This is a genomic window from Actinoplanes aureus, assembly GCF_015704865.1.
GTDB classification, from domain to species: Bacteria; Actinomycetota; Actinomycetes; order Mycobacteriales; family Micromonosporaceae; genus Actinoplanes; species Actinoplanes aureus.
In genome coordinates, this window is record NZ_JADQTO010000040.1 from 38,908 (window position 1) to 60,664 (window position 21,757).

Sequence of the window (21,757 nt, forward strand, 5' to 3'; positions counted from 1 at the left end):
GACACAGCACGTGCGTGGACGGAGCCGAACCACGCGGTCTAGCTTGGCCTCCGTTTCTGCTGGGGATGAGTTGGGGGACTGGGAGCGCTCCCATTCATAACAATGTATCCGATGTGAACGGCAGGCGCGAGTGTCAGACCGTGGCGGTACAGCTGAGGGTCGGTGTGGCCGAAGCACCCGAGGCCAGGAAGCCGAAGCTCGTACTGCCTCCCGCCGCCACCGAGCCGTTGTAACCGGCGTTCGTCGCCTGGACCGTGTTTCCGCTGGTGGTCAGCGTGGCGTTCCAGCCCTGCTGGATCGGCGGCGTACCCGGGTAGGTGAGCAGCACCCTCCAGCCCTTGATCGCGGAGCTGCCCGCGGTCACTCGTACCTCGCCCTGGTATCCGCCCTGCCAGGTGGAGGTCACCGCGAAGGTGGCCGAGCAGGCGCCGGAGGCAGGCGTGGAGGGCGACACCGAGGGCGACACCGAGGGCGACGCCGAGGGCGACGACGGCTGGGACGGCGATGCCGACGGGGAGGACGGCGTCGAGGGAGACGGCTGGCTGCCGCCGAAGTTCACGTCGCTGCAGAAGTAGTACGACTGGTCGGAGTGGCTGGCCTGCCAGATGGTGTAGACCAGGGCCCGCCCGGAACGCCCGGAGACGCTCACCGGGATGTCCTGCTGCACACCGTTGGACTGCTGGTGGGTCCACTGCGCCGCCGGCGTGTTCGGGACCGACTTCACCAGTTCCAGGTCGGACCACTTCAGCGGTGTGGTGACCGGGTTGTATCCGGGCCGGGAGACGTACACCCGGATGTAGTCGGCGCCGTGCCGCGCGCCGTCGAAGAGCTGCACGGTGAACGAGTTGCCGATCGAGGTCGCCTTCCAATCGCCGACCGCGTCCATGGCGTTGTACCGGCCGCTCTCGGTGCGGCCGCCGCTGCACAACTGGCCGTCCGGGATGGCGCCCTGGTGGTTGCCGGCGACGCCCTCGCGGTACAGGCCGTTCCAGTTCCACATGGCGTTCGGGTTGGCCTGCCAGGCCTGCCAGCACATCGGATCCTCGGTCGCCATGGCCGGGTCCTGGAACTTGGAGCCCCAGCGCTCGAAGCAACCGTAGTTGCGCGAGGAGGGACCGATCACGTTGCCGTGCGCGCTGGCTGGCGCGCTCGGCGCGAAGAGCACGGCAGCAGCCGCGGCCAGGGCCGCGACGATGCTGGAGATCAAAAACTTGCGGCGTACGGGTGAGGACATGTGGGCTCAGCACTCCGTGAGCTCGGGACCGCCGCGTCGTGCGCGACGGCCTGCATCGGTGGACTCGCGGGAGCTGCCCATGCTCCCGCGTGCCGCGTGGCTCCGGCGGCAGTGCTGTGGCCACAGCCTGGCTCAACAATCGACCTAAGTCAATGATCTTCCGGCGTCAGGCCGTCCCCACGGTCCAGTTCTCCCCGAACTCGGTGCCACTACAGGCATCCGGCCCGTGTCCGGCGCGCATGCACACCCGGAACGTCACGGTACGGCCCTCCCCGAAATTGTGGTCGAAGCGGACGGTCTCGCCGACCGTGCCCGAACCCCAGTGGGTGCCCTCCCGCAGGGTGCCGTCCTTCCGGACGTAGCGGTACTCCACGTACGGCCGTTCGCCCGCGCCGGCTCGTCTGGTCACCGCGAAGCTGTCGCCCGTGGACTCGAAATACGCCTCCGCGAGCACGCGGCTGTTCTCGTCGTAGACCCGTGCCAGAGCGTCCTGGCCGGCGGCCGCGGTGGCGGCGCCCGGCGCCACGGCCACCGACCCGAGAACGGCGAGGGTTGCGGCGACTCGTCGCAGAATGATCATCATCGCCTCCGGTTGCACCGGTACGGCACGGCCGGTCGCCGCGTCGCCCAACACCGGGGGAGTGCCGACTGGATACCCGTCCTTGATCAGGTGAAAACCGGCCGGCGGATATTCGGATGCCACGCCGGGCCGGCATCCCTACGGTGAGGGGATGTCCGTTCACGCCGCCCGTGCCGCCGAGATCCTCATGCAGTTGTCCAACCCGACCCGGCTGCTGGCCTTCGCCGCGCTGGTCAAGGAGGGCAACAACGGCGCCACGCTCGCCGAGCTGTCGATCCACCTCGACCTGCCGAAATCCGAGGTCGGCGAGGTCTGCGGCCGGCTGGTCGGCGCCGGCCTGGCCACCGGCACCGGCAACGGCGTCTTCCGGGCTCGCGCCGACGTGCTGCGGGACGCGGCGCAGGCGCTCGTCCGGGTGCAGCCGGTCGCCCCGCTCCTGAGTGAGTACCCGCAACTCAAGTCCTATTTCTCGCACGGCCGCCTGACCAGCCTGCCGCCCACCATGAGCGAGCGGTACCAGCAGATCGGCGAGTTGTTCGCCCGGTTCCTCGCGGTTGAGGGCATCCTCACCGAGGACGAGGTGAACCAGCGGATCGCCGTGGTCGCCGACGACGTGGCCGCGGTCCGCCGGATGCTGGTCGAGACCGGCTGGCTCGAACGCGACCGGGCCGGCACCTCCTACGGCTCGGCGCGGGCGCTGCCGCAGCCGCCCGCGCTGAATCCCGCCTGACCGCTGCCGCGCGCTCCTCCCGTGACTGCGGGGGGGGCGCGCGGGGCGGATGACCCAGAAAGGTGGGGAGTCGTGCGTGACGTTCAGCGGGGCGGCGTCGCGCGGGACGATCGCGAGCATCGCGACGGCCAGGATCGCGGCGAGGACGCCGAGCATGCCGATGGCCGGCCGCAGCCCGCCGACCGCCGCCCCGACCCCCATGATCAGCACCGGCGACAGGAACTGGCCGACGAAGAGCGTGCCGGTCCACAACCCGGTGCCCCGCCCGCGCTGCTCGAACGACAGGCCGTTCGTGGCCCAGGTCAGCAGAGTCGGGAGCAGCAGGCCGGTGCCCGCACCGGTGAGGATCGCACCCACCGTGATCACCGGGACCGAGCCGCTGGCCCAGATCACCAGGAAGCCGGCGGACGAGAGCCCGAACGCCACCGGCAGCAGCGTGCGCGGCGTCTGCTTCGACAGCTTCGCGAACGACCCCGCGGCCACCGCGGTGGCGAGCGACATCAGGGCGCTGAGCGCGCCGATCGTCGCGGTAGCGGTGACCCCGGCCTCGTCCAGCACGAACGACAGCTCGACGATCAGCGCGTAGAAGACCACGCCGCCGGCCAGGGTGACCAGGCAGGGCGTACGCAGCTGCCGCCACGGGATCGGCGCCAGCCTGCCGGTGCGCGGCGCGCGCTCCGGCTGCCAGATCAACATCGCCATCGGCACGGCCAGCAGCACCGCCGCGAAGTAGAGCCAGAACGGGGTGCGCCAGCCGGACGAGCCGAGTGCACCGCCCAGACCGAGGAAGACCGTCGCGGAGACCGAGGCGAGCAGCGTCTGCAGGCCGAGGTAACGGCTGCGCCGCGCCCCGGACCAGTAATCGGCGATGAGCGTCGTGCAGCAGGTCATGATCGCCGCCTCGCAGAGTCCGACCAGGACCCGGCTGCCGATGATGGCGTGCAGCGACTCCAGGTAGAGCGGCGCGGTCCCGAAGATCGTGTAGCCGACCATCGCGGCGATGAGCACCCGCTTGCGGTCGATCGCGTCGGCGATGATCCCGGCGAACGGCGCGGTCAGGCCGATGATCAGCGCCGGGACGGTGAGGACGATCGGCACCAGCACGTCGGCGCCGGCGACACCGGCGAAGTGGTCGGTCATCTGCGGCAGCACGGGAGCGATGAGGACCGCGCCGAGCACGGAGAGGCAGCTGCCGGCGAGCAGGAGCACCAGCTGCGCCAGGCCGGCCTGGCGTGGCGGTGCGGAGGTGGCAACAGGCATGAAGGAGCCTTCCAGGGCGAAAAAGTCGGGGTTCCTTCGAGGCTTGGTCACGACGGTGGAGATCACCTGCTGATCTGGCGCGGACGCGCAGCGCAAGGTGGGCCGGAACAAGCCTCGGTGGTCCAGGTCACACTCGGTGGCCCTGACTATGTGCGGTGCCCGGTCATTCGCGGAAGACTGATCCGCTGATGCCCACCATCAGTCCGGCTGATGGCGCAGTTCCGCCGCGGCGGCCGTGAGGATTCCCCGCAGCCAGATGTGCGCCGGATCGTTGCGGTACAGCGGATTCCACCAGAACGCCTCGGCCACCGGTACCACCTCGAACGGGCACGGCAGCACGCGTACCCCGCTGACCGGCGCCAGCCGCCGGGCCAGCCGCTCCTGGATGAGCGCGACCCGGCGGGTCCCGGCGACCAGGAACGGCATCTGCAGGAACCCGTCGACCACCACGTCGACCCGGGCCTCGACGCCGAGCATCCGCAGCTGCCGGGCCGCCGAGGCGAACGCCGTCGGCCCGTTGAACAGCGCCACCCAGGGCAGTTCGCCGAGCTGTTCCAGGGTCAGGGCGTCACCGACGTCGGGATGGTCGCCGTCCACGATGCACACCCACCGGTCGGAGTAGAGGTCCAGGTAGGGCAGGTCGGTGACGAAGCCGTGCGGGATGAAGAGCCCGTCGGCCGAGCGGAGCGTCTCGGCGGCGTGGTCGACGGCATACGGGGTGGTCTGCCGCAGGTGCAGCCGTGCGCCGGGGGCGGCCGCGGCGAGGCGGCGGGCGACCAGCGGGCCGAGGATGGTCGCGGCGTAGTCGGAGCTGACGATGACGAACTCGCGGTCCAGCCCGGACGGGTCGAACTCGGCGGTCGCGTCGAAGACCCGGCGCACCCCGGCCAGGGCCGATCCGGTGAGGGCGGCGACCCGGGTGGCGAGCGGGGTCAGGTCGTACCGGTTGCCGACCCGGACCAGCAACTGGTCGCCGAAGTGCCGCCGCAACCGGCCGAGCGCGCCGCTGACCGCCGGCTGGCTGACCCCGAGCGACTCCGCGGTCCGGGTCACGTTCCGCTCCCTGAGCAGGGTGTCGAGGGTGACGAGCAGGTTCAGATCGAGGTTTGCCAGCACCCGGTCGACGGCCATCCGGCAACTATAAGCGGCGGCTATGGCTGGGATCAGCAACTTGAGCTTCCCTGATGACCCGAAGCGAAGGACAGTGGTCCCAGTCACACGAAACAGGAGGGAAACCGCCGTGCCAGCAGTTCGTAACGTTCTGGTTGTCGGTGGGGGTGCCGCCGGCGCTGCCGCGGCGATCCTGCTCGCCGAGGGCGGTGTCTCGGTCGACCTGGTCGACTGCAAGCCCGACGTGTCCGCGGTCGGTTCCGGCATCACCCTGCAGGGCAACGCCCTGCGCGTGCTGCGCGAGCTGGGAGTCTGGGACCAGGTCAAGGCCGGGGGGTACGAGTTCGACACGCTCGGCCTGCGCGCCCCCGACCCGGCCGGCTCCCTGATCGCCGAGCTCACCGACCTGCGCACCGGCGGCCCGGACCTGCCCGCCACGCTCGGGATGTACCGGCCGGCCCTCGCGCGGATCCTCATCGACCGAGCGGCCGCGGCGGGCGCGAAGGTCCGCTTCGGCACCCGGCCGGCCGCCCTCTCCCCGGACGGCGAGGTCACCTTCGCCGACGGCACCTCGCAGACGTACGACCTGGTCGTCGGCGCCGACGGGATCCGCTCGTGGACCCGCCGCCAGCTGGGCATCGACTGCGAGCCGCAGCCGGTCGGCATGGGCATCTGGCGCACCTTCACCCGCCGCCCGCCGAGCGTGACCCGGACGGACCTCTACTACGGCGGTCCGGCCTACATCGCCGGGTACTGCCCGACCGGCGAGGACACCATCTACGCGTACCTGGTCGAGGACGTTCGGGACCGGTCCGGGCTGTCGCCGGAGGAGAAGCTCGCCACCATGCGGGGCCTCGCCGGGGCGTACCACGGGCCGTGGGACGAGATCCGCGACGGCCTGACCGACCCGGCCACGGTCAACTACACCGCCTTCGAGAGCCACGTGCTGGACGGCCCGTGGAACCGGGGCCGCGTGGTGCTGATCGGCGACGCCGCGCACAGCTGCCCGCCCACCCTGGCCCAGGGCGCCGCGCAGGCTCTCGAGGACGCCGCCGTCCTGGCCGGGCTGCTGCTGCGGGACAGCGAGGTGACCGACTCGCTGTGGCAGGAGTTCACCGCCCGCCGCCTGGAGCGCGCCAAGACGGTGGTCGAGGCCTCCCTGCAACTGGCTCGCTGGCTGCTCGCCCACGAGCGCGGTGACGTACCTGGCCTGATGGGCCGCATCGCACACCTGGTCGCCACGCCGGCCTGAAAGGACCTCTTGTGAGCAACGACGAACGACTCATCACCCACCTGCGGCACGTCGACCTCGCGGTGCCGGACTACGACAAGCAGCTCGAGTTCTACACGACCATGTGGGGCCTGGACGCCGAGACCACCGACGAGGGCCTCGCGTTCCTGGCCGCGGCCGGTTCACCGGAGCACTACTCGGTACGCCTGCGCAAGGCCGCCGAGAAGCGCCTCGACCTGATCGCCTTCGGCGCGGCGAACGAGGCCGACGTGAACGCGCTCGCCGAACGGCTCGGCCGCTCCGGGATCAAGCTGGTCACCGAGCCGGGCAAGCTGCTCACCCCCGGCGGCGGGTACGGCTTCCGCTTCTTCGACATCGACGGCCGCACGGTCGAGGTCTCCTGCGACGTGGCCGTCCGGCAGCACCGCAAGCTGGAGGAGGGCGAGTCCGTACCGGTCAAGCTCTCCCACGTGGTGATCAACTCGCCCAACCCGGAGGCCACCGTCGCCTTCTACAACCGGCACCTCAACTTCGCTCTCTCGGACACCCTGATGCACCCGCGGATGGGCGAGATGATGTGGTTCATGCGGACCAACCGCTGGCACCACAGCCTCGCGATCGCGCGTGGCCCGCACGTCGCGCTGCACCACGCGTCGTTCGAGATGCGCGGCATCGACGAGTACATGCGCGGCACCGGACGGCTGCTGCGCGGCGGCGTGGAGAAGGTCTGGGGACCGGGCCGGCACATGGCCGGCAACAACACCTTCAGCTACTTCCTCGACCCGCACGGCAACACCATCGAGTACACCACCGAGCTGGAGGAACTCGACGAGGACACCTGGCACCCGCACCTGTACGACTTCTCCGACCCGGCGGTCAGTGACCAGTGGGGGACCGCGAACCCGATGAACGAGTTCGTGGCCCGGCAGTCGTTCAACGACGTCGACCGCGGCGTCTTCGTCGCCCCGCCGGTCTGATGCGCCTCGCCACCTTCCGGCACGAGGGCCGGACCCGGACCGGCATCGTCGAGGGCGACCAGGTTCGCCCGTTCCTCGGTGACCCCGGCATGCGCGAGATCATCGAGACCGGCTGGGCCGGGCGGGACACCGCTTCCGGCGTACCCCTGAAAGAAGTGCGCCTGCTGGCGCCGCTGCGCCCGGCCTCGATCCGCGACTTCGTCGCGTTCGAGGAGCACGTCGAAGGGGTCCGGCGCAGCATCGACGGTGCCAGCGGGGTGCCGGAGGCGTGGTACGCCGCGCCGACCTTCTACTTCACCAACCCGCACACCGTGCTCGGCCCGGACGACTCGGTGCCGTTCCCGGCCGGCTCGGTGGCCCGCGACTTCGAGCTCGAGGTCGCCGCGGTGATCGGGCCGAATGAAACGATCTTCGGCTACACGATCTTCAACGACTGGTCCGCGCGCGACCTGCAGAGCCGCGAGATGAAGGTCAGTCTCGGCCCGGCCAAGGGCAAGGACTTCGCCACCACCCTGGGCCCGTGGATCGTGACCGCCGACGAGCTCGACGGCTTCAAACGCGACGGCTTCCTCGACCTGTGGTGCTCGGCTAGCGTCAACGGCGTCGAGGTCGGCCGTGACCTGCTCAGCAACATGGGCTGGACCTTCGAGACCATGCTCGCCTACGCGGCCCGGGACAGCCGGGTCGTCGCCGGGGACGTGCTCGGGTCCGGCACCGTCGGCAACGGCGGCTGCCTGGCCGAGCTGTGGGGACGCAACGGCAGGCAGGACCCGCCCCCGCTGCGTGACGGCGACGTGGTCACCCTGACCGTCGAGGGCATCGGCAGCCTGACCAACCGGATCGCCTCCGCAGCCCCGGCCTCTCCTCTTGCTCCGGTCCGCCGCCGCGACCCGGCGAACGCACGTTCCGAAAGGCAGCACTGAATGTTCGAGTACTTTCCCGGCAACTACGTCTGGAACCTGGGCGTCGTCGCCACCCTGAACAGCGGCGGGCTGATCGACGAGGTGGACCGGGCCTGCCGTCCCATCCGCGAGCTGGCCGCGCAGGGCTCGGACGTCGGCACCAGGGAGTTCATGGCGTCCTGGGCGTCGGTCGCCGAGGATCTGGCGACGCAGGCCGCCGCCGACGAGGCGGCCGGTCACCTGCGCACCGCCGGTCAGAAGTACCAGCGGGCCACCAACTACCTGGCCCAGGCCGAGCGGATGCAGAGCGCCAAGTCGCCCGACCGCAACGCCTTCTACCAGCGGCTGCTCGACCTGCAACAGAAGGCGTTCGACCTGATCGACCCGGCGACCACGCGGGTGGCCGTTCCGTTCGAGGGCGCGCTGCTTCCGGCGTACTTCACGAAGGCCCCGGCCACCGGGCCGGCGCCGACCATCATCCTGTGGAACGGGCTCGACTCGACCAAGGAGCACATGTACGCCTCGGGGTTCGCCCACGAGCTGGCCGCCCGCGGGATCAACACGCTGATGGTCGACTGCCCCGGCAGTGGCGAGGCGCTGCGGTTCCTGGGTCTCACCTCGCGTGTGGAGACCGAGGACTGGGCGGCGGCGTGCGTCGATTACCTGCTCACCTGCGATGACGTCGTCCCCGGGAAGATCGGGCTCGTCGGATGGTCGCTGGGTGGCTACTACGCGCCGCGCGCCGCCGCGTTCGAGAAGCGGCTCGCGCTCTGCGTGGCCTGGGGTGCCAACCACGACTGGGGCGCGGTGCAGAAGCGCCGGCTCGAACGTGAGGGCGAGAACCCGGTCCCGCATTACTGGGATCACGTGCTGTGGGTGTGGGGCGAGACCGATCTGGACACGTTCATCGAGAAGGCGTCCTCGGTCAACCTGGACGGGGTGGTCGAGAAGATCACCGTGCCGTTCCTGATCTGTCACGGCGAGAACGACCGGCAGATCCCCCTCGAGTACGCGCACCGCTCCTACCAGCAGGCGGTCAACTCGCCGCGCCGGGAGCTTCGGGTCTTCACGGCCGCCGAGGGCGGGGCGGAACACATCGGGCTGGACCACTTCGCGCACGTGCAGACGTACATCGCCGACTGGATCGCCGGAGAGTTCGCGTGATCGACCGTACCGACCCGGCGGGCGCCATCGCGGCGGCGGCCAAACGCTGCTCCAACTGGGGCCGGTGGGGCCCGGACGACGTACGCGGCACCATGAACTTCCTGACCCCCGAGAAGCGCAAGCAGGGCGCATCGCTCGTGCGGCGCGGGGTGTCGTTCTCGCTGTCGCAGTCGTTCGACGCGAACGGCCCGCAGAAGGGCTGGCGCCGGCGCACCAACCCGGTACACACCATGCTCGACACCGGGACCGACGCGGCCGCCGGCGTGCAAGGCTTCCCGCACGGCATCGGCGGCGCCGACGACGTCATCGCCATGCCGCTGCAGTGCTCCACCCAGTGGGACGGCCTCGGGCACATCTTCGACCACGGCATCGCCTGGAACGGCCGCCGCGCGGCCGACGTGGTGACCAGCCTCGGCGACGCGGTGACCGGCATCGAGACGGTGGCCTCGGTCGTCGCGGGCCGGGGCGTCCTGCTGGACGTCGGTCGCCATCTCTCGCCCGGCGGCGAGCTCGCCGATGGCTTCGCCATCACGGAGGAACACCTCGCCGCCACCATCGCGGCGCAAGGTTCGGCGGTGGGCCGGGGAGACATCGTTCTGGTACGCACCGGACAGCTCACCCGCGCCCGCCGGAACGGCTGGGGCGACTACGCGGGCGGACCGGCCCCCGGCCTGTCGTTCACCACCGCCGACTGGCTGCACCGCACCGAGATCGCCGCGATCGCCACTGATACGTGGGGTTTCGAGGTGCGCCCGAACGAGTTCGACGACGCCTTCCAGCCGTTGCACCAGGTGGCGATCCCGCACATCGGCCTGTTCCTCGGCGAGATGTGGGATCTGGACGCGCTGGCCGAGGATTGCGCCGCCGATGGCGTCTACGACTTCTGGCTGACCGCCGCCCCTTTGCCGATCACGGGTGCTGTCGGCTCCCCGGTGAACCCGATAGCCGTCAAGTAGTGGCATGCTGCTTTACTATGGCACTAGTAAAGCAGTAAGGGGCTACCGTGTTCGTCTTCCGGCTCGACACCCACTCCGGCGTGCCGCCGTACCTGCAACTCGTCCAGCAGGTCCGCCAGGCGGTGCTGCTGGGCTTTCTCCAACCCGGTGACCGCCTCCCGCTCATCCGCGAGGTGGTCGAGGATCTGGCGATCAATCCGAACACCGTCGCCAAGGCGTACCGGCAGATGGAGCAGGAGGACCTGGTCACCGGCCGGCCCGGCCAGGGCACGTTCGTCAATGAACAGCAGTCGGCCGTGATGTCGGCATCGACGTACACGTCGCTGCGCCGCGGCCTGGCGACCTGGCTGCGCCGCGCCTACGCGGCCGGCCTCGACGAGCAGGCGGTCGACGCGCTCTTCACTTCCGTCCACCAGCAGACGAGGAATGAGGAAGCGGCGTGACAGCGACCGAGTTCGCGCTGCGCACCGACGGTGTGGGCAAGCGGTACCGGAAGGGCTGGGCGCTTCGCGACTGCACCCTGGCCCTGCCGGCGGGCGGCGTGATCGCCCTGGTCGGGCCGAACGGCGCGGGCAAGACCACGCTGCTGCGCCTGGTCGTCGGGTTGCTGGCACCGAGCACCGGCACGGTCGAGGTCCTCGGCCACGACGTCACCGCCAGCACCCCGCAAACTCTGTCCCGGGTCGGGTTCCTGGCCCAGGACCACCCGCTGTACAAGCGCTTCACCGTCGCCGAGATGCTCCGCTTCGGCCGGGCCTGCAACCTGCGGTTCGACCAGGGGCTGGCCGAGCGCCGGCTGGCGAAGCTGGGCATCCCGCTCGACCGCAGGGCCGGTACGCTCTCCGGCGGCCAGCAGGCCCAGGTCGCTCTGGCTCTGGCCCTGGCGAAGCGGCCGGACCTGCTCGTCCTCGACGAGCCGGTGGCCAGCCTCGACCCGCTGGCCCGGCACGAGTTCCTGCAGGTCCTCATGGGCGCGGTGGCCGAAGGCGGGGTGACCGTCCTGTTCTCCTCCCACGTCGTGCACGAGCTGGAGCGCGTCTGCGACCACCTGGTCGTGCTCAACAACGGCCGGGTCACGCTCACCGGTGACATCGACACCCTTCTCGCCGAGCACCGGCTGCTCGTCGGCCCGCGCACGGCCACCGACCTCGACCGGGCCGGCACCGTCGTGGAGGCCGTCCACAGCGACCGGCACACGACCCTGCTGGTACGCGACGGCGCGATCCCAGCCGCGCCGGGGTGGCAGGCCCAGCCGGTCGCGCTGGAGGACCTGGTGCTGGCGTACCTGCGCCGGCCGTCCGAGCCGAGCGCCGCGGTCACGCCGGAGGTGGCAGCATGACCGCCTGCACCGAGCGGCAGACGCGCGAGTTGCGCACACAGGGCGCAGGCGAGGGCGAGAAGGGCATGCGAGAGGTCGGCACAGCATGACGTGGTTGATCTGGCGCCAGCACCGGACCGAGGTCTGCGTCCTGGGTCTGCTCGTCGGCATGTTCGGCATCGCCCTGCTCGTGCTCGGGACGCAGGCCCACGAGCTGTTCCCCGGCGGTCCCGCCCGGTGTGCGGGAGAGGCCGGTATGAACGAGGCCTGCGCGGCCTCCTTCCGCCGGCTCGACGAGGAGTACGGGTACGTCGAGAACCTCCTGGCGGCCTTCTATCTGGTCCCCGTCGTCATCGGTGCGTTCCTCGGTGCGCCACTGCTCGCGCGCGAACTGGAGGACGGCACCTGGCAGCTCGCCTGGACGCAGGCCGTGCCGCGGATGCGCTGGCTGGCGGCCAAGCTCGTGGCACTGGCCGGCGTCACCGTCGCGCTCACCGGGATGTTCACCGCGGTGCTCACCTGGTTCCGTCAGCCGTTCGACGCGTGGGAAGGGCGGTTCCAGTACGACGCCTTCGACCTGGAGGGACTTGTTCCGCCTGCGTACGCGCTGTTCGCGTTCGGCGTCGCCACCGCCGCCGGGGCGATCCTGCGGCGCAGCCTGCCCGCGTTCGGCGTCGCGTTCGGAGCGTTCCTCGCCGCCCGGATGTCGGTGGGGCTGTTGGCCCGTCCCGCGTACGCCACGCCGCTCACCACCATGGAGCCGGTCGGGGTCGGCGGCTCGACGGACCGGCCCGTGCCCGGCTTCGCTGACTGGATGATCGAACACGGCTACGCGGACGCCACCGGGCGCAGGCTGAGCTGGACCGAGTACTACGAGCTGGAGGACGCCGCCAACCGGGCCGGCACCAACCTCAACCAGTTCCTGCACGCGCGGGGCATCCAGCAGTTCGGTGTCTACCACCCGGCCGACCGGTTCTGGACGTTCCAGCTCATCGAGGCGGCCCTGTTCCTTGCCGTCGCGGCGGTCCTGATCGGTGTGGTCGTGTGGCGGGTACGGCGCCGCATGATCTAGAGAGGGTCTTGTCCGCCCCAATGTGGGTGCTGCCTAGCGGCCGTTGAGACAGCGCTGAGCGTGGGCCAAGCAAGATCACCGTACCGATGCACGGGATAGGGACCGCCGGGCGCGAGCGGAAGCGGAAGTGGGCGCCGGCCTCGCGGTTGGCGGAACGCGAGGCCGGCGCGGTCTCAGTTCGCCGTCGCGACGGCGGGGTGGGTGCGGCGCCTGGTCACCCAGCGTTCGAAGAGCAGGGTGGTGAGCGGGGGGATCGACGAGGCCAGGCCGAAGAGGGTGCGCCACAGCGACCAGCGTTCGGCGCGCGCTACCCAGAGGGTGGCGGCCAGGTAGGCGACGAACAGTGCCCCGTGCAGACGGCCGAACAGCCAGACGCCGGCCTCGGTGGTCTCGGTGACGTACTTCAGGTACATGCCGGCCAGCAGGCCGGTCCACGAGATCGCCTCGGCGATCGCGGTCACCCGGAACACCCGGAACGCTTGCACGTGGTTCTCCTTCCCGGATCTTGACTGCGCTGACGGTACGGGACCGAAGATGAGCGTTTGCTGTGGGATTAATCGTCTCCTTTCGGGTATCTCGCACCAGCACGCAGCAAACGAGGGGGAACCGTGCCGGACATCATCGAGATCATCAAGGATCAGCACCGCCAGGTGGACGAGCTCCTGACGCGCGCGGCGGAAGAGGGCGCCGACGCCGAGGCCACCGCCGGGCGGGTCCCGGAGGAGGGGCCCGATCATCTGAGCCGGCACGACCTGTACGAGAAGGCGAAGGACCAGCAGATCCCCGGGCGTTCCAAGATGTCCCGGGATCAACTGGCCGAGGCGCTCGGCGAGAGCTGACACTGGTGTCGTGGAACGAACGGACCGGATGCGCCCGTGCCGCCGATGCGGTCACCCCACCCGGGTGGACCGCATGGTGCAGGGATACGGGCGCAACTGTGCCGCCCTGCTCGGGCTGACCGGCGGCACGGTCGACACCGGGCACGCCGGGCCCGATCTGCTCGACCTGATCGAGGTCGAGCCGGAGGACCACTGCGACGGCTGGGACCGCCCGGCTGACGCCGCGTCGCCTACTTCACGCCGACGCCGGCCAGGCTGACGGAGGCGATCGCCTCCGGCAGCCGCAAGTCCCCCGCGGCGGGCCGCCACTCGGGCACGGGCACCAGACCGGGCGCGGCCAGCCTCCAACCGTCGAAGAACCGGGTGACCTGCCTGTGCGCCCGCGGCACCAGCGGGGTGCCGGTGCGGTTGTAGAGATCGGTGACGCTGTCCACCAGTTCCGGGCGTGCCTCGGCGGTGACGTGCGAGATCGCCAGGTGGCTGCCGGGAACGACGGCCTCGCGATAGGCGACCATCGCCGAGTCGAGTGCCGGGCTGTCCGGGACGAAATGCAGCACGGCGATCATCAGGACGGCGATCGGGCGGCTCAGGTCCAGCAGGTCGCGGACCTCCGGCTCGTCCAGCAGCACGCCGGGCTGCTGGAGGTCCCCGTGCACCACGGCGGCGTGCGGGTCGTCGCCGAGCACGTGCCGGCCGTACAGCACGGCGGTCGGGTCGATGTCGACGTAGACCACCCGGGCGTCGGGAGTGGTGCTCCGGGCCACCTCGTGCACGTTGCCCTCGGCCGGGATGCCCGAGCCGAGGTCCAGGAACTGGCAGATCCCGTGGTCGGTCGCGTACCGGACGGCCCGGCGCAGGAAGGCCCGGTTGGCCCGCACGATGAGCGGAATCTCCGGCAGCAGTTCGACGGCCCGGGCGGCGACCGCGCGGTCGGCGGCGAAGTTGTGCGTACCGCCCAGGAACGCGTCGTAGATGCGGGCGGCGCTCGGGCGGTTCGGGTCGATGGTGGCGGGTGCATCTGGCGTAGTGCTCACTACGCCAGGTTTTCCCAGATTCGCCATCCTCGTACCTGAAATATCCCGATAGACGTACTTTAGAGGACGGGAGGTAGCGGTGGAGTCACGCGAGATCCCGGGGCTCCTGCTCGACACCGCCCCGGACGCGATCATCGTCAGCCGCTCGGACGGCATCATCACCCTGGCCAACCGCCGGGCCCACGACATGTTCGGCTACCCCGCCGGCGAATTGGTGGGCACCTCGATCGACAACCTGGTTCCGGACGAGGTCCGGGAAGGGCATCCGGAACAGCGGGCCAGCTACCTCAGTGGGGAGCATCCACCCCTGCGCCGGCTGCCGCTGCGCGGCCTGCGCCGCGACGGCAGCGTCTTCCCCGTGGAGGTCTCGCTCTCCGCGACGGCCGCTCCCGACGAGGTGATGTACGTGACCGCGGTGCTCCGCGACGACACGGCCCAGCGGGAGGCGGCCCGGACCCGCGCGCTGCTCGCCTCGATCGTCCAGTCGTCGCACGACGCGATCGTCACCGTCGACGTGGAGGGCCGGGTGCTCTCCTGGAACCCCGGCGCGGAGATGCTCTACGGATATCCGGCCGCCGACATGATCGGCCGGTCGATCGACGAGATCATCCCGGTGGGCCGGCGTACCGACGAGGCGCAGGTCCGGCTCCTGGTCCGTCTCGGCGGCCGGGTGGACCGCTACCGCAGCGTCCGGCAGAACGCCAAGGGCGAGAACGTCGCGGTCTCCATGCTGATCTCCCCGCTGCTCGACGAGAGCGGCGCGATCTTCGGCACCACCAGCATCGCCCGCGACATCAGCGAACGGGAACGCGTCGAGGCCCGGGTCCAGGCGTTTCTCGACGCCGCCCCGGACGCGATGCTCGGTGTGGGCGAGTCCGGCGAGGTGGTGCTGGTCAACGCCGAGGCCGAACGCCTTTTCGGCTACCCCCGCTACGACCTGCTGCACATGCCGCTCGGGCAACTGCTGCCGGACGGTCTGCCACCGGTCTCGGCGGTGCTGCGTACCGGCGGGGACAGCACCCCGCTCGACACCGAGCGCGCCGGCACGGACTCCGCCGACCCGGTCGACCAGCGCTGGGCCACCCGCCGGGCGCTGCGCCGGGGCAGCACCGAACTGCCGGTCGACATCGCGTGCAGCTCCCTGCGTACCGACAGCGGCGTGATCATCGTGGTGGTGGTCCGGGACATCACCGAGCGGCTCGCCGCCGAGGAGGAGCGCCGCCGGCTGCGTGAGGAGACCGACCGGCAGCGCCTCGAAGCCCGGATGCAGCAGGCGCAGCGCCTGGAGAGCCTGGGCCAGCTGGCCGGCGGCATCGCCCACGACTTCAACAACCTGCTCGCGGTCATCCTGAACTACGCCTCGTTCATCGTCGAGGACGCGGCGGGCAGCCCACCGGCCGTCGACGCCGAGCAGATCGCCCGGGCCGCGCGGCGCGGCAGCGACCTCACCCACCAGCTGCTCGCCTTCGCCCGGCGCGAGGTGATCCGGCCCCGCCCGCTCAACCTGAACGCCGTGGTCACCGAGGTGCACCAGATGCTCGAGCGGTCCCTCGGTGAGCACATCGCACTGACCGTACGCACCACCGCCGGCCTGCCGTCCGTGATGGCCGACCCGGGCCAGCTCGAACAGGTCCTGGTCAACCTGGCGGTGAACGCCCGCGACGCGATGCCGACCGGCGGCCGGCTCACCATCGACACCGCCCCGGTGCAGGTGGATGCCGATCACGCCGCCGCCCGCGCCGGCCTCAGCACCGGCCGCTACGTACGCCTGCGCGTCTCCGACACCGGCACCGGCATGCCGAAAGAGGTGATCGACAAGGCGTTCGAGCCGTTTTTCACCACCAAACCGAGCGGACAGGGCACCGGTCTGGGCCTGGCCACCGTCTACGGCATCATCACCCAGGCCGGCGGCACCGTGCAGATCTACTCCGAGCCGGGTATCGGCACCACCTTCACGATCCTGCTGCCCGCCACCGACGTCCAGGCGCAGGAGGCCGTGGCCGAGGAGGCCACGCCCGAGCTCACCGGGCACGGCGCGACCGTGCTCGTGGTCGAGGACGAGGACGCACTGCGCGAGGTGACCTGCCGCATCCTGAAGCGCGGCGGGTACACCGTACTGGCCGCCGGGGGAGGGGAGGAGGCCTTGCGGCTGGCCACCCAGAACACGGTGGACGTCCTGCTCACCGACGTGATCATGCCCGGGATGCTGGGCAAGGACCTGGCCGACACGGTCCTGCGGACCTGGCCGGACACCAAGGTGCTGTTCATGTCCGGGTACGCCCAGCCGGTCCTGACCACCCACGGCACCCTCTCCTCCGACGTGCACCTGCTGGAGAAACCGTTCACCGGTGCCGAATTGATGCGCGCCCTGCACGACGAGCTGCAAGCCAAGCCGTGATGGGGTAGACCGGAGTCATGTGGACATCGGCCGTCGTCGCTCTCTCGCTGCTGCCCGTCGCCGCGCCCGGGGTCGATCAGCAGTACCTTCCCGCCGACAAGACCGGCTTCCTCACCTCGGCGGACACCCGCAGCAAGGTGTGGGCCACCGTGCAGCGTTCCGGTGGCCTCGGCGAGATCTTCTACCCCGACATCGGTACGCCGAGCGCGCGCACCCTCCAGTTCGTCCTGGCCGGCCCGGACGGGCGGGCGGTCCGCGCCGAGCAGGCAGCCGACGTCACCACGTCACTGACCGACGAGCGCAGCCTCAGCTACCGGCAGGTCTTCACCGAGCGGCGGGGCCGGTGGCGGCTGACCGCGTCGTACACCACCGATCCGCGCGCCGCCGGCGTCCTGGTCGATCTGCGGCTCAGCACGTCCGGTGACCGCCCGTACCGGCTGTACGCGATCTACGACCCGGCGCTGGGCAACACCCGTGGCGGCGACTCCGGCCGTACCCAGGGCGACGCCCTGCTGGCCTCCGACGGGCCGGTGGCGAGCGCGTTCGCCGCCTCGCCCGCCTTCGCCGCGACCTCGAGCGGATACGCCGGTACGTCGGACGGCTGGACCGACCTGGCCGACGGCCGGATGGACTGGCATCACCGGGTGGCCGCCCCGGGCAGCCTCGTCCAGACCGGCGAGACCACCGTCACGGGCCGTCCCGGCCACGCCCGCGCCACGCTGGCGCTGGGATTCGGGCCGTCCGGTGCGCAGGCCCTCGGCGTCGCCCGGGCCGCGCTGGACCGCGGATTCGGCCCGGTCCGGCGGGACTACGCCCGCGGCTGGGCGCGATATCTGAAGAGCATCGATCGTCCGCCGGCCGGCGCCGACCCCCGCCTCTACCGGGTCTCCGCGATGGTCCTGGCCGCGAGCGAGGACAAGACCCATCGCGGCGCGTACGTGGCCGCTCCGGCCGCACCGTGGGCGTTCGGCCGGGACGACCCGTCCGGCCCGTACCACCTGATCTGGGCCCGGGACCTCTACCAGATCGCCACCGGCCTGCTGGCCGCCGGCGACCGGGCCGGCGCCGAACGGGCCCTCGACTACCTGTTCACCGTCCAGCAGAAGCCGGACGGGTCGTTCCCGCAGAACTCCCGCCTGGACGGCACACCGGTGTGGGAGGGACTCCAGCTCGACGAGGTGGCCCTGCCGATCGTGCTCGCGTACCAACTGGGGCGCACCGACGCGAACACCTGGCGCGGGGTGAAACGGGCCGCTGACTTCCTGATCGGTTACCAGGGCGCGCCGTCCACGCCGCAGGACCGGTGGGAGAACCAGTCCGGCTTCTCGCCGGCCACCATCGCGGCCGAGATCGCCGGGCTGGTCTGTGCCGCCTCGATCGCCCGCGCCAACGGCGACGCGGCCTCGTCGGCGCGCTATCTGGCGACCGCCGACCAGTGGCAGGCGAAGGTCAAGGACTGGACGGTGACCAGCACCGGGCCGTACTCGGCCGAGCCCTACTTCCTGCGGCTCACCAAGGACGGGCAACCGGATCGCGGCACCACCTACGACATCGGCGACAGCGGGCCGGTCGCCGTGGACCAGCGGCGGGTCGTCGATCCGGGCTTCCTCGAGCTGGTCCGCCTGGGCGTGCTGCCGGCCGCCGATCCGGTCATCCGCAACAGCCTCGTGGTGGTCGATGAGCAACTCGGCGTACCCACCGCACGCGGCCTCTTCTGGTACCGAGCCTCGTTCGACGGCTTCGGCGAGAAGGCCGACGGCAGTCAGTGGGAGTACGACCTGCCGCCGGGCTCCCGGATCACCCGGGGCCGGGCCTGGCCGCTGCTCAACGGCGAGCGCGGCGAGTACCTGATCGCCGCCGGTCGCCACCGGTCCGCCCGGGTCCAGCTGGAGACCATGGCCCGCGCCGCCGGACCGGGCCTGCTGCTGCCCGAGCAGGTCTGGGACCGCCAGCCGCCGTACCGCGAGCCCGGCACCCCGACCACCTCGGCCACCCCGCTGACCTGGACGCACGCCCAGTACCTGCGGCTGGCCCGCGACCTCGAGGCCGGCCGGCTCCTGGAGCAGCCGGACGTGGTCGCCGCCCGCTACCTCACGGCGCCGAGACCGCGGACAGGATGATCCCGAGACACCCGCAGACCGCCAGCGTCACCGCGACGACCAGCAGGATCAGCGCGGCGGTCTGGCCCGGGTAACGCTGCGGCGGCGCGCCGAGCGCGCCGCCCATGAAGGAGAGCAGCGGCGCCCGGTACTCCAGCTCGACGGTGTGCCCGGGCGGTGCCACGACGGTGGTGTCGGCGGCGCCGATCCGGGCCGGCATCAGGTACGGCACGTGCACGTGCACCAGGTGCGGGCCGAGCGCCACCGACGTCACGACCCGTCCCCAGGTCGCCGGCACGTCCTGGCCGTCCACCTCCAGGACCGGGGTGTAGAGGCGGAGCAGGAACGCGAGGGGTGCGTATTTCAGCGTGACCGCGATCGCCGAGCCGCCGCTCGCGCGTGGCGTATCGACCGGCGGGAAGCCGGGCAGGACGGGCCGGTGTGGCGGGGCTACCGTGGCCAACGCTGAACCTTTCCGGAGGTCGCCCGGGAAGAATATGCCGGATCCGGGAGAGGCGTCCAAAATGGATCTTCAGATCCGGCTAGGATGATGCCCCACCCGATCCCGACCGCACCCGGAGGACGGCCTTGACCAGTGGAAACACCGTGGATCAGCAGACCGCCTCACCGGCCCGCCGATGGAACTACTGGCTCGGCGGCAAGGATCACTTCCAGGTCGACCGGGACTCCGGCGACCGGATCGCGCACGCGTTCCCGGCGATCCGGGTGGCCGCTCAGCAGGGCCGCGCGTTCCACGGCCGGGCCATCCGCTACCTGACCCGCGAGGCCGGCATCCGGCAGTTCATCGACATCGGCACCGGTCTGCCCGCGCCCGGCAACACCCACGAGGTGGCGCAGGCCATCGCACCGGACTCGAAGGTCGTCTACGTCGACAACGACCCGATGGTGCTGGCGCACGCCCGAGCGCTGATGATCGGCGGTACGACGACGTACCTGAACGGCGACCTGCGCGACCCGGCCGCCATCCTGACCGCCGAGGAGCTGCGGTCGACGATCGACCTGAGCCGGCCGGTCGGCATCCTGCTGATCGCCGTGCTGCACTTCATCCCCGACGACGTGCGAGCCCGGGAGGTGGTCCGGGAGCTGATGGCCGCGGCGGCTCCCGGCAGCTACCTGGTGGCCACCAACTCGACCAAGGACTTCGTCGAGCCCCAGGTCGCCGCCAGATACGACGCGTTGCTCGCGGCCGGCCACGTGGACGCCTGGCCGCGCGACAAGGACGTGTTCGGCGGCTTCTTCGACGGCCTGGAGCTCATCGACCCGGGCGTCGTCGCCATCAGCGACTGGCGTCCCGAGCACGACAAGCGTCCCACCCCGGCCGAGGTGTCCATGTACGGAGCGGTCGGCGTCAAACCCCGGTGACGTAAACCTTGCGCAGTGGCTCGCTGACGTGCCAGACGGTACGGGTACCGGCGGCGAGCCGCACCAGGTCACCCGGGCCGATCGTCACCCGGTCGCCGCCCTCGACCTCGATCTCGGCGCGCCCGGCGAGCAGGACGAACGCCTCCTCGGCCTCGACGTCCCGCACGGCGCCGGCGCTCATCTCCCAGATGCCGATCTCGGCGCCGATTCCCGGCAGGGTGGTGACCGTGACCGCCCCGGTGGTCGGGCTCCCGCTGACCACCGCCTCGGCGTCGGCCGGCTCGTGCGGCACGGTCACTGCGGCGAGGGGAAAGACGGCGACAGGCTCCATGACCTTGCACAATAGCCGTACCCTCCGTTGTTAGTTTTCCGATCAAGACGGTTCGCAAGCGGGAGAAACATCGTGGTCTTCAAGAAGTTGCTGGGCGCGCTCGGAGTGGGCGGCCTCAGCGTGGACACTGTGCTGTCCAACCCCAGCACCTACCCGGGCGCACCGCTGACCGGCCAGGTCAACCTGGTGGGCGGCACCCAGGACGCCGACATCGAGCACATCACCCTCGGCCTGGTCACCCGCATGGAGGTCGAGGGCGGCGGCGGTGACTACTCGGCCGTGGCCGACTTCCTGCGGATCCCGGTGACCGGCCCGATGCGCCTCGCCACCGGCCAGCAGCTGTCCCTGCCGTTCCGGTTCGACATGCCGTGGGAGACGCCGATCACCACGGTCTACGGGCAGCAGCTGCGCGGCATGGTGATGGGTGTGCGGACCGAGGTGGCGATCGCCCGGGCCATCGACAAGGGCGACCTCGACCCGGTGCACGTGCACCCGCTGCCGATCCAGCAGCGCATCCTCGACGCGTTCTCCCAGCTCGGCTTCCAGTTCAAGTCGGCCGACCTGGAGCACGGGCAGATCTACGGCGTGCACCAGACGCTCCCGTTCTACCAGGAGATCGAGTATTACCCGCCCGCCCAGTACGCGCACGCCGGCATCAACGAGGTCGAGCTGACCTTCGTGACCAGCCCGCACGCCGTCGAGGTGGTCCTCGAGTTCGACAAGCGCGGCGGCCTCTTCACCCAGGGGCACGACACCTACGGCCGCTACACGGTGTCGCACGCCGACGCCGACACCACCGACTGGCGCCAGGTCGTCGACGGCTGGGTCCGCCAGGCGGTCGACAAGCGCAAGTCGATGCCGGGCTTCGGCGGTGGCTTCGGCCACCAGCAGCCCGGCTACGGGCACGGCCACCACGGCCACTACCGCAGGCACGGCGGCATGGGCGGCGCCGCTATGGGTATCGCGGGCGGTCTGGCCGCCGGCTACCTGGCCGGCGAGGCGATCGAGGAGGTCGGCGAGTCGTTCGAGGACTTCGGCGAGTAGAGACACGCGGTTCTTGACGGGCGAGGGTCTTCGTACCCTCGCCCGTCGCTTTTGGTCACTCGGCCCTGCTCAGGACCGCTGACGGCGCGAGACAA

Annotated in this window: 22 protein-coding genes and 1 pseudogene; 15 read left to right on the forward strand and 8 right to left on the reverse strand. The window is 70.9% G+C overall.

Annotated features, from left to right (window positions below; genetic code table 11):
- Window positions 1-133: 133 nt before the first annotated feature.
- Window positions 134-1,234, reverse strand: a complete 1,101-nt coding sequence (locus I4J89_RS44775) for a lytic polysaccharide monooxygenase (RefSeq protein ID WP_196420333.1) — start codon at window positions 1,232-1,234, stop codon at window positions 134-136.
- 166 nt (window positions 1,235-1,400) lie between these two features.
- Complete coding sequence (locus I4J89_RS44780; protein WP_196420334.1) at window positions 1,401-1,937, reverse strand: hypothetical protein; 537 nt, start codon at window positions 1,935-1,937, stop codon at window positions 1,401-1,403.
- Window positions 1,938-1,965: 28 nt separating this feature from the next.
- On the opposite strand from I4J89_RS44780, the gene I4J89_RS44785 reads away from it, so the two are divergent.
- On the forward strand, window positions 1,966-2,544 hold the full coding sequence (locus tag I4J89_RS44785) for a DUF2087 domain-containing protein (RefSeq protein WP_196420335.1): 579 nt from the start codon (window positions 1,966-1,968) through the stop codon (window positions 2,542-2,544).
- Window positions 2,545-2,685: 141 nt separating this feature from the next.
- On the opposite strand, the pseudogene I4J89_RS44790 reads toward I4J89_RS44785, so the two are convergent.
- Together I4J89_RS44790 and I4J89_RS44795 are read right to left on the reverse strand one after the other, a co-directional pair.
- Window positions 2,686-3,804: pseudogene (locus I4J89_RS44790) on the reverse strand (MFS transporter); the annotation flags it as partial.
- Between the two features lie 198 nt (window positions 3,805-4,002).
- The gene (locus I4J89_RS44795; RefSeq protein WP_196420336.1) at window positions 4,003-4,935 is read right to left on the reverse strand and encodes a LysR family transcriptional regulator; all 933 of its coding nucleotides are present in this window, start codon (window positions 4,933-4,935) and stop codon (window positions 4,003-4,005) included.
- Window positions 4,936-5,044: 109 nt separating this feature from the next.
- Here I4J89_RS44795 and I4J89_RS44800 point away from each other — a divergent pair, with 109 nt between their 5' ends.
- The 8 genes from I4J89_RS44800 (at window position 5,045) to I4J89_RS44835 (ending at window position 12,534) form a co-directional block, all read left to right on the forward strand.
- Complete coding sequence (locus I4J89_RS44800) at window positions 5,045-6,166, forward strand: FAD-dependent monooxygenase (protein ID WP_196420337.1); 1,122 nt, start codon at window positions 5,045-5,047, stop codon at window positions 6,164-6,166.
- Window positions 6,167-6,177: 11 nt separating this feature from the next.
- Window positions 6,178-7,122 (forward strand): VOC family protein, encoded by a 945-nt coding sequence (locus I4J89_RS44805; protein WP_196420338.1) that lies wholly within the window; start codon window positions 6,178-6,180, stop codon window positions 7,120-7,122.
- Window positions 7,122-8,045 carry a fumarylacetoacetate hydrolase family protein gene (locus I4J89_RS44810; protein ID WP_196420339.1) on the forward strand — a complete coding sequence of 308 codons (924 nt, stop codon included), beginning with the start codon at window positions 7,122-7,124 and terminating at the stop codon, window positions 8,043-8,045. Before I4J89_RS44805 ends, I4J89_RS44810 begins: the two co-directional genes overlap by 1 nt.
- Window positions 8,046-9,188, forward strand: coding sequence for an alpha/beta hydrolase family protein (locus I4J89_RS44815; RefSeq protein WP_196420340.1), 1,143 nt, complete (start codon window positions 8,046-8,048; stop codon window positions 9,186-9,188).
- Complete coding sequence (locus tag I4J89_RS44820) at window positions 9,185-10,144, forward strand: cyclase family protein (RefSeq protein ID WP_309238762.1); 960 nt, start codon at window positions 9,185-9,187, stop codon at window positions 10,142-10,144. The genes I4J89_RS44815 and I4J89_RS44820 overlap by 4 nt, the downstream gene beginning before the upstream one ends.
- 47 nt (window positions 10,145-10,191) lie before the next feature.
- The gene (locus I4J89_RS44825) at window positions 10,192-10,587 is read left to right on the forward strand and encodes a GntR family transcriptional regulator (RefSeq protein ID WP_196420341.1); all 396 of its coding nucleotides are present in this window, start codon (window positions 10,192-10,194) and stop codon (window positions 10,585-10,587) included.
- Window positions 10,584-11,483: an ABC transporter ATP-binding protein gene (locus tag I4J89_RS44830; RefSeq protein ID WP_196420342.1), complete on the forward strand. Its 900-nt coding sequence runs from the start codon at window positions 10,584-10,586 to the stop codon at window positions 11,481-11,483. Before I4J89_RS44825 ends, I4J89_RS44830 begins: the two co-directional genes overlap by 4 nt.
- Window positions 11,484-11,568: 85 nt before the next feature.
- On the forward strand, window positions 11,569-12,534 hold the full coding sequence (locus I4J89_RS44835; RefSeq protein WP_196420343.1) for an ABC-2 membrane transporter-related protein: 966 nt from the start codon (window positions 11,569-11,571) through the stop codon (window positions 12,532-12,534).
- A gap of 173 nt (window positions 12,535-12,707) precedes the next feature.
- Here I4J89_RS44835 and I4J89_RS44840 read toward each other — a convergent pair whose 3' ends face one another.
- On the reverse strand, window positions 12,708-13,019 hold the full coding sequence (locus tag I4J89_RS44840; RefSeq protein ID WP_196420344.1) for a DUF3817 domain-containing protein: 312 nt from the start codon (window positions 13,017-13,019) through the stop codon (window positions 12,708-12,710).
- 123 nt (window positions 13,020-13,142) lie between these two features.
- Here I4J89_RS44840 and I4J89_RS44845 point away from each other — a divergent pair, with 123 nt between their 5' ends.
- Together I4J89_RS44845 and I4J89_RS44850 are read left to right on the forward strand one after the other, a co-directional pair.
- Entirely contained in the window at window positions 13,143-13,373 is a 231-nt protein-coding gene (locus I4J89_RS44845) for a hypothetical protein (protein WP_196420345.1), read from the forward strand.
- 10 nt (window positions 13,374-13,383) lie between these two features.
- Window positions 13,384-13,632: a hypothetical protein gene (locus I4J89_RS44850; RefSeq protein ID WP_309238763.1), complete on the forward strand. Its 249-nt coding sequence runs from the start codon at window positions 13,384-13,386 to the stop codon at window positions 13,630-13,632.
- On the opposite strand, the gene I4J89_RS44855 is transcribed toward I4J89_RS44850, so the two are convergent.
- Complete coding sequence (locus I4J89_RS44855; RefSeq protein WP_309238764.1) at window positions 13,604-14,407, reverse strand: SAM-dependent methyltransferase; 804 nt, start codon at window positions 14,405-14,407, stop codon at window positions 13,604-13,606. The two genes, I4J89_RS44850 and I4J89_RS44855, sit on opposite strands and share 29 nt — an antisense overlap.
- Window positions 14,408-14,486: 79 nt before the next feature.
- Here I4J89_RS44855 and I4J89_RS44860 point away from each other — a divergent pair, with 79 nt between their 5' ends.
- Together I4J89_RS44860 and I4J89_RS44865 are read left to right on the forward strand one after the other, a co-directional pair.
- On the forward strand, window positions 14,487-16,805 hold the full coding sequence (locus I4J89_RS44860; RefSeq protein WP_196420347.1) for a PAS domain S-box protein: 2,319 nt from the start codon (window positions 14,487-14,489) through the stop codon (window positions 16,803-16,805).
- A gap of 17 nt (window positions 16,806-16,822) precedes the next feature.
- Window positions 16,823-18,925 carry a glycoside hydrolase family 15 protein gene (locus I4J89_RS44865; protein WP_196420348.1) on the forward strand — a complete coding sequence of 701 codons (2,103 nt, stop codon included), beginning with the start codon at window positions 16,823-16,825 and terminating at the stop codon, window positions 18,923-18,925.
- Here the strand turns inward: I4J89_RS44865 and I4J89_RS44870 are convergent.
- Entirely contained in the window at window positions 18,897-19,367 is a 471-nt protein-coding gene (locus tag I4J89_RS44870) for a hypothetical protein (protein ID WP_196420349.1), read from the reverse strand. The genes I4J89_RS44865 and I4J89_RS44870 overlap by 29 nt on opposite strands.
- Before the next feature lie 143 nt (window positions 19,368-19,510).
- Here I4J89_RS44870 and I4J89_RS44875 point away from each other — a divergent pair, with 143 nt between their 5' ends.
- Window positions 19,511-20,287 (forward strand): SAM-dependent methyltransferase, encoded by a 777-nt coding sequence (locus tag I4J89_RS44875; RefSeq protein WP_196420350.1) that lies wholly within the window; start codon window positions 19,511-19,513, stop codon window positions 20,285-20,287.
- On the opposite strand, the gene I4J89_RS44880 is transcribed toward I4J89_RS44875, so the two are convergent.
- On the reverse strand, window positions 20,274-20,618 hold the full coding sequence (locus I4J89_RS44880) for a cupin domain-containing protein (protein ID WP_196420351.1): 345 nt from the start codon (window positions 20,616-20,618) through the stop codon (window positions 20,274-20,276). The genes I4J89_RS44875 and I4J89_RS44880 overlap by 14 nt on opposite strands.
- Before the next feature lie 72 nt (window positions 20,619-20,690).
- Between I4J89_RS44880 and I4J89_RS44885 the strand changes: the two genes are divergently transcribed.
- Window positions 20,691-21,662 carry a sporulation protein gene (locus I4J89_RS44885; protein WP_196420352.1) on the forward strand — a complete coding sequence of 324 codons (972 nt, stop codon included), beginning with the start codon at window positions 20,691-20,693 and terminating at the stop codon, window positions 21,660-21,662.
- The last annotated feature ends 95 nt before the right edge of the window (window positions 21,663-21,757 follow it).